The following is a 12995-nucleotide window of genomic DNA, read 5'->3' as shown; positions in this document are numbered from 1 at the left end:
TGCGGTGGACGGATTCGCGAACGCCGAGCTCGTGTCGTCACGGGCAGTCTCCGTGTGCGTGAGGCGGTGCCCGTACGGGCACCGGCTTCGGGCGGGTCGAAGGCAGAGCGGCCGTTGCTGGGCCCAGCAACGGCCGCTTTCGTAGGCCCGTTCACGCACGTGTCGCGATGCGCTCGGCGAGTTCCTGCACAGCCGGGCTGTCCGGGATTCCCGGCAGGCGGGCGGCGATGTTGGTCAGGCCGTCGTTGATGCGGACGGACTGAACGCCGTCCGCGCAGGTCAGGAAGTCGCTCCAGGTGGCCAGGGCCTGGGAGATGTTGCCGCGCTTGAGCTGGACCTGGCCGAGGTCGGCGAGCACGATCGCCCGGGTCCGCTTTCGGTCGAGACCGTGGATCTCCATGGCCAGCTGCAAGTGCTCCTCCGCCGCGGCGTAGTCGCCCAGCTTGGCGTGGATCATGCCAGACTCATGGGCCCACCGGCCGTGGCTGTAGTGGCTTGCCCACGACTGGCCAGGGCGGGGCGGGGCGTGCTCGATCGCTGCCTGCGAAGAGGTCAGCAGTCGCCCGGCGGTTGTGCGGTCGCCGTCCGCGGCAGCAGCACGGGCGAGCGTGTTGCGGTAGTACGCCAGCGCCTTGGGGTTCTTCAGCTTCCGGCCGCGCTGTTCGCACGCCTCGGCGAGCCGTACGGCCGTCGCCACGTGACCGAGATCGATGGCCTGGTCCGCCATGCCCCGCAGGGCGGTCGCGGCGAGCTCGTTCTCGCCGGCCTCGGCGGCGAGCTTGAAGCTGTGCACGTTGTACTGCTGACTCAGCCCCTGGCTGCCCTCATCCCGAGCCATCCAGCCGATCAAGTGCACCAGCTCGCTGGTGGCAGCGAACAGCTCGCGGCCGACCTTCTCGGTATAGCGGCCGTCCAGCCATCGCCGGACGTCGAGGGTTAGGTACCGGACGGCCAGGTGGCGGGCGTGTCCGCCGCCGAGTTCGGAGGCGGCGTCGCCGAGTGTGGTGGTCATGGTGCGGACCGCGGCGACTTCGCCCATGCCGACCGCGACGGGGCCGGGGCGGTTCGCGCGGCGGGTGACGGCCTCGGCGTCGGGGAGGTCGATCGCGGCCAGGCCCACGGCTGCTGATGCTGCGAGGAACTGCCGTCGGTCCACGTCGGTGCCTCCCAAGAGCATGACTGAGGTCACGGTATCGGCGAGCTGGGTCTCATTGTCCTCGGACAGATCAAGGTGCAGTACCTGTTCGATGAACTGCAACCACTCCTTGGGCACCCGTCGTTCGGTCTCCCACCGGTAGACCTGCTGCCGGTCAAGAAACCCTGGTTTTCCCCAGCGCGCCGCCGACAGCTCGTCCGCGAGCCGTTGCTGGCTGCATCTGGGACGTCGTGCTTCGCGTGCCGCGCGGATGCGCTCCCCGATAGTCATGTCCGGCCGATCGTTGGTCGTGCGGGTTCACAACTGGCCTACAGCTGGCCCACATTGTGGCAGCTGCCCACGCTGTGCGTCTGCGCGTTGACTGTTCGTCATAGCCCGGCGGACCGAAGCCGGGCGGCGAGTGAAGGGATTTCGTCATGGAGCACCCCACCGAGGTCTACGAGGCGCCCGTAGTGCTGGATGCCGGCGACGTTGTCACGGTGACGCTGGGCACCCAGCCCTTCGACACCGCCGACGACACCGAGTACAAGCACTAGCCCGCGGACTGCCGGGTCCGGCCAGCGGGAATTGAGCGCCACGGCCGACCCGGCACTTAAAGGAGGCGCCGGGCCAACGTCGTTCTCGTGCTGGGGCACGAGATGGTCGGCCCGGCGCCTTCACCTTGTCGCACAAATACGCGCACGGACGAGGGAGAGGGCGATGATGAGGTGGAGCGCGGGTTGGTATGGCAGCGCTGGGAATGACCGGCGGCCCGCCAGGGGCCGGGCGGTGCCCGGCCTGGAATCGACATGGACCACTGGGTGGCCGAAGGCTCAGGTCCGTTCCGTCGGCCAGGGCCCGATGGCTCTGACCGTGATCGGCGAATGCGGCGCCGACGACCGCCAGCTGGAGAGCGCACTGCCCGTGGTGCAGGCGCGTAAGTGGCGAGCGCTGACCCGCTGGCCTGGCTCCCACCTCGTTGTCGCCCGCAGCGGCGAAACCCTGGCCGTGATCGGCGACCTGGCCGGCCAGCACCCGGTCTACTACCGCACCGACGCGGCCGGAACGTGGTGGTCGACCGCGGCGTCCGCGCTGGCAGCACTGGACGGGGCGCCGGTCGACGTGAACGCACTCGCCGCTCATCTGGCCTTCAGCCAGCCCGACGTGTTCGCTGACCGCAGCCTGTTCCGCTCGGTGCGGCGGGTGCCGGGCGGGCACCTGCTGATGATCGGACCCGACGGCGCCATGGTCGAGCGGTACGAGTCGGCCGCGTATCCGCCGGTCCCACTGCGGCAAGCGGCCCCGACGGTCCGGGCCGCGCTCGCCGAGGCAGTCGCCGCCCGCATCGACGACCGGCCCGTGAGCGCGGACCTGGCGGGTCTGGACTCCACCACACTCGCGTGCCTGGCAGCCCAGCACGCCCCGGTGACCGCGGTGACATACGCCGACGAACGCCTACGTGACGACGACCTCGCGTACGCACACCGCACCGCGGCCGCGGTGCCGGGCCTGGTGCACCAGACGGTGCCCGGTAACGCCGAGGCGGTGTACTACGCAGGGCTGGGCGACCTGACAGCGCTACCTGTCACCGACGCACCCAACGCCTACGTGGTCACCGCCTCCATCAAACGGGCCGTGCTCGAGACCGTCGCCGAGCAGGCTTCGACACCGGGGGTGCACTTCACCGGGGCGGCCGGGGACGCGGTGCTGTCCGCCCCCTCCTCCTACCTCGCGGACCTGCTGCGCGAGCGGCAGCACCGGCGTGCCCTCTGCCACGCGGTCGTGCATGCCCGGCTACGGCACACCTCCGCCTTCACCGTCCTCGCCCGCGTGAAGGACGCGGCCCGAACCGACCTCGCCGGGGCCTGGATGCGGACGGCTGCCGAACTCCGCCGCCCCGCACGGGACTGGATTCCCCAAGCCCAGCGGCCGATCGCCTGGACACCGCTGCTGGCCTCGGCGGACTGGATGGCCCCCGACGTACGCCGCCGCCTCGCCACTGCCCTCGACCAAGCCGCCGAAGAGCTCACCGACGCCCCCGCGCGGCTGGCGGACTGGAGCGACCGGCAAGACCTGGCCCGGGTCGGCACCAACACCGCTGGCTGGCGGGCGCTCGCCCTTGCCGAGCATGGCATCGAATTGGCCGCCCCGTACCTGGACAACGAGGTGATCCGGGCCTGCCTTGCCGTCCCCGCCGACCGGCGCGGAGAACCCGCACAGTACAAGCCGCTGCTGGCAGCGGCCTTCACCAAAACCGGCGTGCTGCCGGACTTCGTACTGGCCCGGACGACGAAGGGCGGGTTCAACGCCCTCGCCTACGCGGGCCTGCGCGACCACGCCCGGGTCCTCAAGGACCTGCTGGGACCCTCCTCCCGGCTGGCCGCGCTGGGACTGGTCACCGAGTACCCCGTCGCCGCGGCGCTCGCGCGGGCCGCCGCCGGGCAGTCCACCGCCCAGGGAGCCCTCCACCTGGTGGTCACCGCCGAGGTCTGGCTACGGCAACTGGCCTTCGCGCCCAAGCACTGGTGGGAGGAGGTAAAGCCCCGTGTGGCAGCTGCGTGAACGTGCCCACCCGATCCTCACCGACCAGGGCGGCGCCATCCTCGACGAGCACACCGGACGCTGGACCCAGCTCACCCCGACCGCAGCCGCCGCCGTGATGCTCCTGCTGTCCTGCCAGACCGAGCAACAGGCGGCCCACCGCTTCGCCCAGCGGTACGGCATCGGGGCCGAGCAGGCCGCCACCGACATCCGCACCGTCGCGAACAGACTCTCTGCCAAGGGTCTCGCGCAGGCCGAGGAGGCACCGCCGCGGCGGCGCCGGTGGAGGTGGCGATGACCAGCATGGAGGCGTACTCCACCGTCCGCACCGGGACCTACCTCGAGCGTCTGGCGGCAGCCGCGGGCCTCACCCTGGCGCTCGTCCTGCTGCGGCTGCCCTTCCGTCACACCGTCCGCGCCACCCGCCTAGCCACCCAGGCCGGCCGACGCCTGCTCGCCCCGGCACGAGCCGAGGCGCTGGTCGGTGCCGTACGGCACACCGCCAGATGGTGGCCCGGACGCGCCGCCTGCATGGAAACCTCGCTCGGCGCCGTGCTCGCAGCTGCCCTGCTCGGCCGACGTCTCACCTGGTGCATCGGGGCCCGCTTCTCCCCGCCGCCGGTCGAGCACCACGCCTGGGCCGAGCTGCCTGACCACGGTCCGGTCGGCGAGTACACCGTGGCCGGGTGGCACTACCTCACCGGCATGACGATCCCGGGGCGCCGGGCGCGTATCCATCAGCCGCCCCAGGCGGTTGTCGCGTATGAGTGCCCCACCCCTCGAAGGAGTGAACAGTGACTGCCGTCGCCGACGTCGCCCAGACCGTTCCCGAACGCCACTACACCCACCACGAAGGCCGCGGAGCCACCGCGAACCGCTCCAACCCCAAAGCCATCCACCGCGAGCTGACCACGCTGGAGGTCCAATCGGCCATGAACGTCGTGGAGTTCGGAACCGGCTCCGGCTACTCCGGCGCCCTCCTCGCCCAGCTCGTTGGCCCCACCGGTACGGTCACCAGCCTCGACATCGACAACTACCTCGTGAAGTGGGCCAACCTCATCCACCACGAACGCGGAATCGGCAACGTGCGCTGTCACATCGCGGACGGCACCGCAGGCTTCTCCGAACGCGCCCCGTACGACCGCCTGGTGGCCTGGTGCACCCCACCGCTGCTGCCGAAGGCGTGGGTGGACCAGGTCATCGACGGTGGGCTGATCGTCGCGCCGCTGCCCATCGCAGCCGTGCCCAACATGACCGTGGTCGCCAAGATCCGCATCCATGGCGGCGAGCCGGTCGTTGAGCAGGTGGTCAACGGCGGCTACATCGAGGCGACCGCCTCCCCGAAGACCGACCTGGATCTGCCCGGCCGCTGGGTGGACTGGGAAAACCGCGTCCCCGCCCCGTCCTGGATCTCCATCGCCTGGCGCGAGCAGGACGACCGGCTCCACACCGGTGCCCGCACCGCGCTGGGGCGGCTGCTGAAGGACGCGCACACCGAGCCGTATAGCGGGGAGGAAGTCGACTGGCCGTCCTGGCGGACCTACGCCGCATCCCCGGCCGACCCGCACCTGACCATGGCCGGGATCAACCCGGGCCTGTGGGCCATCGGCCACTCCACACCCACCACGGTCGCCGTCCTGCAGCAGGACGGCACTATCGTCGCCGACGGCCCCGACTCCTCGTCCCTGTCCGTCCTGCGCGACTGGCTCAGCGCCTGGGAGGACGCTGACCGCCCGGCCCCCGAGACGTACACCCCCAGCCTCGCAAGCCACGACGAGCCTGGCCTGACCGGCTGGAACCTCCGCCTGACCCTCTAAGGTTCATCGCCCCAGCCCCGGCCGGCGTCCTTCCCCTTGGGAGGCAGTAGTCGGGGCCCGTCTCTGCCCCAGAGTCCTGTGACAGCGCACCTTGAGCATTTGCCATCCAAGGTTGAGGGCGTGATCAGCAGCGGGGCGTTGCGATGAGGCGTCGCAGTGCGGCGTGGGCGGGTGGGCGCTAGGTGAGCTTGCCACCGGGGCCGCCGTAGACGCCTGCCTCTCCGATGAGGATGCCACCGAGGGCGCGCAGCGTCGCCCAGCCGAGCGCGGCGTAGGGTCGCGGCGTCCGGGACCCCGGCTGGGACGCTTCTGCGCTCCTTCGGCGCCGCGCCGCTGCGGCGAGTGCCTCCCCGGCCGAGCGGTGGATGGTGGACCAGAACGAGACCGGCGCCCTCGTTCTGGTCGCCTTCGGGCCGGGGGACATCGCGCCGGAAGGCCACTGAGCGGGTGGATCCCCCGACGTCCCGGCCGCTGTCGGCTCGCGGCCCTGTGCGCAATCCTTCAGGGGCACCGACGGGCAGCCGACTCGCTCACACTCACTCTCTCCTCAAGAACTAGTGCGATTCCGGCGATCGGGGGGGTGATTGAGTGGTCAAGAACGGGATTCGGCAGGTGAAAATCGGGCTGCTACGGGTAGGGTGATATCACGCAAGAGCCCCTAGGCGGGCTGCCGGGATTACGGCCGGAACCAGGGAACTGGATCCCTCCACCCCCAGAGGTGGTTGTGGCCCCCGGGAGTCCCCCCGGGGGCTTTGTGCATTTCACCGGTTCTTGAGGTCCGGCCACCAGGCGCGTTCCGTGACGAAACGCTTGTCCCCGATGACCTTGATCCCGTAGCCGTCCAGGTCACCGCGCGCCGATCGGCGCAGCTGGTGGCTGATCTTCTGGAGGTTTTCCGCGCAAGCGGTGTCCTGGGGGTTCCCGCTGAGCGCGCTGTTGAGCAGGCCGGCGTGGACGTCGGCGAGCTGAATGCCGTTACAGGCGGTGTTTACCCAGGTGGGTGGCCATTTGATGTGTTGCCACGGGACGCCGAAAGTCTCGCCGCTGCGTACCCGATCCAGGTAGCTCGCGCAGTCCCGGTGGTCCATGTGTTTGACCTGGCCGAGCCGGACTATCGCCAGGCGCTTCCCGCCGGGCCACTCCCTGGCCAGGTAGGCGACGCGTTCCAGCAGCAGCCTGGTCGTGTAGTTGTAGAAGACGCCCTTGTCCCTCCGCAGCTCGGCGTCCTGGTGCAAGGTCTCCTTGTGCGCGATCACATGGATGACACGGGCTGTGGGTATGGAGGCGAGCGCGTGCGCGGCCTGGCTGCGCCGCTGGGGGTTCTTGGCCTTGAAGTGCTCCACCCAGTGGATCGGCTTGAGCAGCTGCTGCGGCTGGCCGCTGTGGACGAGGGCGCGCAGGCCGCCCGCGGCGCACGTGACCATCCATTCGTCTTCCTGGGGCAACGCTAAGGCCGTCATGGCAAAGAACGGCGACTGCGCCTGGGACCGGGCGCTGAAGCCGCGGTCGCCGGTCTCGTCGACGTAGACGTGGAGCTTCGGCAGCTGGCCGAAGTGGACGGGGACGTGGAAAGCCGCCATCAGGCCCGCCTGGGGCGGGCATAGACCGGGCACGGCATCGCGCCACGGTGAGAGTGCACCACGGGAGCGGGTCTCCTTTGTCCTGCCCAACGATCCAACGCCGGGTAGCTCTACGTTGTTACCGACCGGTCACTCCCAGCTACCGTCCGATTTGATGACCGTACACCCGTTGGTCGACATGTCAGCAATGCATATGTACAAGCCCAGTTGACCTGCTGACTTGGATCAAGTCGTCTCTTCGCACGAGTCAGGCCGTCCAGTCGATGTCACCGCCCAACTCGGACCCCGCTCAGCCGAAATCTTCGTCCGGGCCGTCAACTCCGGTGCTCAGCACAGGCACGACGGGCGTCGCGGGCGGAAGCCTCCAGCGCGGCCATCAGGCCCACCGGCTGCTGCGGCTCGCGCGGTGGCAGCACCTTGCCGCCGGCTGCCTGGGTGTCGACCAGGACGTTCAGCGCCTGGGCGTAGCCGTCGTGGAGCTCGCCGATGTCGACGCCGGCCATCTCGTCTATCAGCAGCTCGGCGAGGGCCAGCTCCCGGTCGGTGGTCGGCGCCGGGCTGGACAGGTCGCCCGGGTCCCGGGGGCGTGGCAACGCTGCTCGCCCGGCTTTGGCCAGGCTCCGCTGGCCCCGCCACACCGCCGGCGCTGGGGCGAGATCAGAGGCGCCATGTGCCAGCCGGCAGCCGGAGCGGTCGGGGCTCCGGCTCGCCGCGGTTGTCCATGGGCCGGTCGGTCAGCCTATGAGGCTGCGAAGCACGGGGATGCTGAGCCCTGATGCGCTGAGGCCGGCAAGGACAGCGGCCGGAACGAGCGTGCCGCTGAGGAAGGTGAGGATTCCTGCGATCAGCCCGATGATGACGGCCGCCAAGAGGATGATGGCGGTGTGCATCGTCATGAAGGGGGCGGGATCGGGGCGGTTGGGCTGCGGCGCCGCGGAGGATGAACTCAACTTGACCTCCAAGTAGTTGGTGGTTGTGACGCACGCTCCTACGTCGCCGTGGCCGCGATTCCCCACGGACATCTGGCTGTGGACCTCGTCTCTAGAAAAACTTGGGGGACCTGCGTGGGGTGGCCGGCTGGACGGCACTTAGAAGCCGGCAGATCACAATCGAACCGAAGGGGGAGCAGCATGGGGGGCGACGACGAGCTCGTGGACGAGGAGTCCACGGCCGTGCGCTCCTCGGACCTACAACCTGTAGAAGACGGTCCAATCCTCGCCGATCCAGTGTCGACGAGAGAGCTCAGCGCCTTGGAAGCGCCGACGCACAGCGGCACCACCCAGCACCTGCAGGCCACCATCGACCAGCACATGGCTGACGCGCGGTTGGTGAACGTCCTTGCCGAGGATGGGTTCGCGGGTCCGCGCTACGAGCGGTTCGAGGAAGAGCTCGCCCGGTACGGGATCTCGGTGATGCGGGGCTGGATGTACTCCGGCTTCGTGTTCAAGCTCGTGGCATCACGCGGCTTCAACCTCTTGCCCCACGATGTAGAACTGGAGCAGCTGGCTCGCGACAGTGACCTGCGTGAAGAGCTGGCCATGATGACCGTGGCTCGGGCCCTTCGCCGCTTCCGCGAGCGCGCACTCGTCGGCGGAGGCTGGAAGCCCGCGGGCGGCGCCAGCATCACCACGTACTTCATGGGCGCGTGCGCCTACGAGTTCCCCAACGAGTTCCGCCGGCACCGCAAGGAAGAGGAACGCTGGCGCCGCGGGACGGAGCAGGAAGCGACGGGAGAGCCCGTGCCGTCTGTGCAGAGCGTCGCCGAGGAGGTGCTCGGCAATCTGCGCGTCCTGGAAGACATCAATGGCATCGAGAATCCACGTGCACGGGCCGTGGTCGCCCTGACCATCGACGGCTACACCCAGGAAGAGATCCGACAGATGCTGGATGCGCCAACTGTGCGCGCTGTTGAGGCCGTGCTTCACCGGTGGCGAGCGAAGGCGAAGAGGGAACTGGAGGGAAGGCATGGGTGATCAGCGAGACGAAGCTTTCGAGGCCATCCTGGAGCAGTCGTCGCTCGGCTCTTCCGGAGCGCGCCTACTGCGGGCACGGACCTCTCCCGCCGAAGCCGCTGCCACTCGCGAACTGGCGCAACCGCAGGATTGCCCCCACACCGCTGCCTCCGCGCCATCACCGACAATTGAGTATCTTCGCGCCCTCATGGGGGTGGCCGCCGAGGCCCAGACCGAAGAGGAACCCCCAGCTCCTCCCGAGCACTCAACTGGTAAGGGCGTCGTCTTCCTCACTGTGACAGAGGTTGCCACGGTGATGCGCGTCTCCAGGATGACGGTCTACCGGCTGGTGCACTCAGGTGCACTGCCGGCGATCCGGGTTGGACGTTCGTTCCGCATGCCCGAACAGGCCGTCCACGACTACCTGAAGGCTTCCTTCAAAGGATCTCTCTCCGGCGTCTCTCCTCGCTTGTAAAAATAGCCATGCCGAAGACTCGGTCACGCGAGAAGGGGCGCTGACCTGCGGGGGCCTGATCAGGGGACGGACGCGGGCAAGCGCATCATCGGCCGCAAGCGCCACCTGGGCACGGACACCCTCGGCCTGCTGCTGACCGTCATGGTCACCGCCGCAAGCGTCTCCGACACCGCGGCCGGCGTCCACCTGCTCGCCCGCATCGCCGCAGCCCACCCGCAGGTCCGCAAGGCATGGGTGGACGCCGGCTACCGCACCACCGCCATCGACCACGGAGCCCGCCTCGGCATCGACGTCCATCCCATCCAACGACCCCCGGGTACCCGCGGGTCACAGTGATCCCGCGGCGCTGGACGATCGAGCGCACTTTCGGCTGGTTCATGCACCACCGCCGCCTCGCCCGTGACTATGAGACCCACCCGCACCGCTCCGAAGCCATGATCCATCTCGCCATGATCGACCTCATGACCCGCCGCCTCACCGGCGAAACCACCCCGAACTGGCGCGGCACCTGATCTGCCGGAACCAAACACGAACCAGCGGACCAAACGCTCAGTAACAGCGGCTAACACAATGAGATGGATCGGTCCTGGTTGCCGTGTCCGGGGCGGGAGTTGAGCGTTCGGTCTGGTGTGGGGACGTCGCCTTGGATCGTGTCGGATGAGCTGTGGGACCGCTTGGAGCCGTTGCTGCCGCAGCGTGAGCGCAGGTTCCGCTACCCGGGCCGCAGGGCATTGCCGGACCGGGAGGTGCTGTGCGGGATCTTGTACGTGCTACACACCGGAATCCAGTGGGAGTACCTGCCGCAGGAGTTGGGGTTCGGCTCGGGCATGACGTGCTGGCGCCGGTTGCGGGACTGGAACGAGGCCGGCGTCTGGCAGGGGTTGCACGAGGTCCTGCTGGCCGAGCTGAATGCGGCCTCGCGGCTGGACTGGTCCCGCTGCGTGGTCGACTCCTCTCACGTCAGGGCGTTAAAAGGGGGCAGCGCACGGGCCCGTCGCCGGTCGACCGGGGTCGGGCCGGCTCGAAACACCATCTCATCACCGACGGCCACGGCACCCCGCTCGCGGTCCTGCTGACAGGTGGCAACCGCAACGGCGTCACTCAGCTGCTTCCCCCGCTCGACGCGATCCCACCGGTCCGCGGCCGGGTTGGCCGTCCCCGCCGCAAGCCTGACTCGCTCTTCGCGGACCGCGGCTACGACCACGACATGTACCGCGACCAGGTCCGCGCCCGAGGCATCGTGTCGGCCATCGCCCGCCGCGGCACCCGGCACGGCACCGGACTGGGCACTTACCGCTGGGTGGTCGAGCGGAGTTTTGCGTGGCTGCACGGCTTCCGCCGCCTGCGCATCCGCTGGGAACGCAGAGCCGACATCCACGAGGCATTTCTCAAACTCGCCTGCTGCCTCATCACCCATCGACAACTCAGGTCACTGTGTTGATCCTGGGAAGCAACAGCTGGTGGCCGTCGCCTTGACGTCTGAGGCGCGTGCCATGATCCGGCTTCCGGTCTTGGACGACCGGGACCACCAGATCCAGGTGGACGACGGGATCAGCGCCGGGTCAGCGTTGCTGGATCCACCAGATGATCCACCCGGCCACGCTCGCGCCCAGGGCGCCGGCGCCGCCGCGGACGATGCCGTGGCCCGCCGTTCGGGCGAGGGCGCGCAGACGGCGGACTCCACCCTGTGGCGGCCCTGGCGACGGCGCAAGGCTGACGTATGGACCCTGGGCCCCCACGGTTCGCGGTCGAGGGCTCGGCTGTTCTACGGAGCCGGGCTGATGTCGCCGTTGGTGTTCATGTCGAAGATGCCCTGGGTCTTGCCGTCGACCTTCAGGTGCTTGAGCCAGTGCTTCGAGAGGTTGTGCACGTTCTTGTGCTGCATCTCCCACACCACCGAATGCCCGGCGCAGTCCAGCTTGACCATCAGCTTGTGGTCGCCGGCGATGGCGTTGTAGAGCGCGCGGACCGAGAAGTTGAATTCCGGATCTTCGCTCGACGTGTTCGCCTGCCTGTCGTACTCCCCGTACGCGATGAGGACCGGCACGCTGCCGCCGAGGACGCCGCCCTGAGACGCGGTGGTCTTGTTCCAGCCCCACCGGACGAAGTTTCTGATGCGATTGCGCCCTTCATCGTCCGGCCCCCACGTGCTGCCCACCGGATCGCTTTTCATGATCGCGTTCCACACCTTGTCGCGCATCTCTTCTTCGCGCTGTCCCTCGCAGTGCACCTCGTTGCTCCACCCGTTCCAGGTTCCGTCTTTCGTGCTCAGGAACGTCGGGAAGCCGGGCTGCGGCAGCGGGTCGGGGGTGTTCGACGTGCCCTCGGGCGGGAAGATCGGCGCCAGCAGGAACAGGCTCGACACCTTGCCCGGGTTCTTGACCGCGTACGGCCCCATCGTGAACGCGGCCGCGGACCAGCCGATGAAGGCGACCTTCTTCACCCCGCGCTCGCGGATGATCCACTCCACGACGGTGTTCAGCTCGTCCCGGTCGCTGTTCGAGTTGGTCAGCTGGAACGGATAGTTCGGCGGGCCCGGCGTGAAACCTGGAGGTCTCGGCTTCAGAAGGTTCTGCTGGGCGGGATTGACGTTGCGAGGGTCGTCCATCTTCGGCCGCGGCGACAGCCCCGAGCCCTGGAGGTCCATCATGAAGACGTCGTAACCGGCCTCCGCCAGCGCATCGGCCCAGTTGTACGACTTGAAATCGAGATCAAAGCCCGCGAGCACCGGAACGCTCCGGCCGTGGAGCATCAGGACGGCCGTGCGCTCGTCGAGGTGGCCGGGGGGCGTGCCGTCGCGCTCCCGCACGAAGAGTTCGACGTCCTTGCCCTGATTCGCAAAGACGGTGGACTTGTGGGGTACCCGGTGGTCTTGCACGGTGACGGGCATGAGGATCCGTTCTATGAGCTCGGCCGGGGCGTCGTTGCCCCGCCCAGACCACGCTCGATGCGCGGGACCGTCCGCGCCACAGCAGGGGGCCAGTCGTGTGACGTGTACTTTCTCCGTGCCGACGGCGGCCTGCTCCTGCTCGTCGTCCTCCAACGGCGACAGCGACAGCGCCACCCCGTCGGCGGTCAGCTCGCCCGCCAGCCCCGCCAGCCCCGCCAGCCCGGCGTGCCGCTCAGCGACCTCTCGCACGATCCGCCTCGGCGTGTTCTCCGCGTCCATCCGCCGCCCGTTGCGGGCGATGAGCAGCGGCCTGGAGGCGAGCGCCGATGCGGCTGCCCTACGAACGCCAGACCGGCAGGCGAAGAGACCAGACCGGTAGGACGCGCCTCATTGTGTTAGCCGCTGTAAGGGCTCGCAGGCAATTAACTTGTGGGTTCAGAGACTTGACTTCGCAAGTCAGCGAGCCGTTCGCCCGCGTGTTGTTCTTCTGCGAGCCCTAAGCGCGCACGGAGCCCGGCCGGCAAAAGAGGACTCCCCCGGCCCTTAACCGAGCCGGGCTCCGCGCCACCACATCGGACTCCCCGGTGTCACAGCAGCCTGCAACC

The 12995-nt window shown here is 68.9% G+C and carries 12 protein-coding genes and 2 pseudogenes; 9 read left to right on the top strand and 5 right to left on the bottom strand.

Translation table 11 applies throughout. The features are described from left to right. Positions 1-151 precede the first annotated feature (151 nt). Complete coding sequence (locus tag CPH93_RS15340) at positions 152-1156, bottom strand: tetratricopeptide repeat protein (RefSeq protein WP_443031469.1); 1005 nt, start codon at positions 1154-1156, stop codon at positions 152-154. Between the two features lie 416 nt (positions 1157-1572). On the opposite strand from CPH93_RS15340, the gene CPH93_RS35415 reads away from it, so the two are divergent. The 5 genes from CPH93_RS35415 to CPH93_RS15320 all read left to right on the top strand — a co-directional run bounded on the left by CPH93_RS35415 (position 1573) and on the right by CPH93_RS15320 (position 5493). After that, positions 1573-1692, top strand: coding sequence for a lasso RiPP family leader peptide-containing protein (locus CPH93_RS35415; protein WP_107470880.1), 120 nt, complete (start codon positions 1573-1575; stop codon positions 1690-1692). Between the two features lie 163 nt (positions 1693-1855). Continuing rightward, on the top strand, positions 1856-3697 hold the full coding sequence (locus tag CPH93_RS15335; RefSeq protein WP_096213173.1) for an albusnodin/ikarugamycin family macrolactam cyclase: 1842 nt from the start codon (positions 1856-1858) through the stop codon (positions 3695-3697). Next, positions 3681-3974 (top strand): PqqD family peptide modification chaperone, encoded by a 294-nt coding sequence (locus CPH93_RS15330; protein WP_096213172.1) that lies wholly within the window; start codon positions 3681-3683, stop codon positions 3972-3974. The genes CPH93_RS15335 and CPH93_RS15330 overlap by 17 nt, the downstream gene beginning before the upstream one ends. Further along, positions 3971-4474, top strand: coding sequence for a lasso peptide biosynthesis B2 protein (locus CPH93_RS15325; protein ID WP_231977349.1), 504 nt, complete (start codon positions 3971-3973; stop codon positions 4472-4474). Before CPH93_RS15330 ends, CPH93_RS15325 begins: the two co-directional genes overlap by 4 nt. Beyond that, positions 4471-5493, top strand: coding sequence for a protein-L-isoaspartate O-methyltransferase family protein (locus CPH93_RS15320; protein ID WP_096213171.1), 1023 nt, complete (start codon positions 4471-4473; stop codon positions 5491-5493). The genes CPH93_RS15325 and CPH93_RS15320 overlap by 4 nt, the downstream gene beginning before the upstream one ends. 761 nt (positions 5494-6254) lie before the next feature. Here the strand turns inward: CPH93_RS15320 and CPH93_RS15310 are convergent. The 3 genes from CPH93_RS15310 to CPH93_RS36160 form a co-directional block, all read right to left on the bottom strand. After that, complete coding sequence (locus CPH93_RS15310) at positions 6255-7073, bottom strand: DUF3800 domain-containing protein (RefSeq protein ID WP_096213170.1); 819 nt, start codon at positions 7071-7073, stop codon at positions 6255-6257. A 314-nt stretch (positions 7074-7387) separates the two neighbouring features. Further along, the gene (locus CPH93_RS15305; RefSeq protein WP_096213169.1) at positions 7388-7666 is read right to left on the bottom strand and encodes a hypothetical protein; all 279 of its coding nucleotides are present in this window, start codon (positions 7664-7666) and stop codon (positions 7388-7390) included. Positions 7667-7807: 141 nt separating this feature from the next. Next, positions 7808-7969 (bottom strand): hypothetical protein, encoded by a 162-nt coding sequence (locus tag CPH93_RS36160; RefSeq protein WP_173909818.1) that lies wholly within the window; start codon positions 7967-7969, stop codon positions 7808-7810. Positions 7970-8203: 234 nt separating this feature from the next. On the opposite strand from CPH93_RS36160, the gene CPH93_RS15295 reads away from it, so the two are divergent. The 4 genes and pseudogenes from CPH93_RS15295 (at position 8204) to CPH93_RS15280 (ending at position 10941) form a co-directional block, all read left to right on the top strand. Further along, entirely contained in the window at positions 8204-9046 is an 843-nt protein-coding gene (locus CPH93_RS15295) for an RNA polymerase sigma factor (RefSeq protein WP_096213167.1), read from the top strand. Positions 9047-9320: 274 nt separating this feature from the next. Next, entirely contained in the window at positions 9321-9500 is a 180-nt protein-coding gene (locus CPH93_RS15290) for a helix-turn-helix domain-containing protein (protein WP_231977436.1), read from the top strand. 63 nt (positions 9501-9563) lie between these two features. After that, positions 9564-10012: pseudogene (locus CPH93_RS15285) on the top strand (transposase); the annotation flags it as partial. A gap of 63 nt (positions 10013-10075) precedes the next feature. Further along, positions 10076-10941, top strand: a pseudogene (locus CPH93_RS15280) (IS5 family transposase). Positions 10942-11265: 324 nt separating this feature from the next. On the opposite strand, the gene CPH93_RS15275 reads toward CPH93_RS15280, so the two are convergent. Continuing rightward, positions 11266-12669, bottom strand: coding sequence for an alpha/beta fold hydrolase (locus tag CPH93_RS15275; protein ID WP_443031449.1), 1404 nt, complete (start codon positions 12667-12669; stop codon positions 11266-11268). Positions 12670-12995: the final 326 nt, after the last annotated feature.

The organism is Streptomyces sp. 2323.1, assembly GCF_900221035.1.
In the GTDB taxonomy this organism is placed as follows: Bacteria; Actinomycetota; Actinomycetes; order Streptomycetales; family Streptomycetaceae; genus Streptomyces; species Streptomyces sioyaensis.
This window is presented reverse-complemented; position numbering and strand designations above follow the sequence as displayed.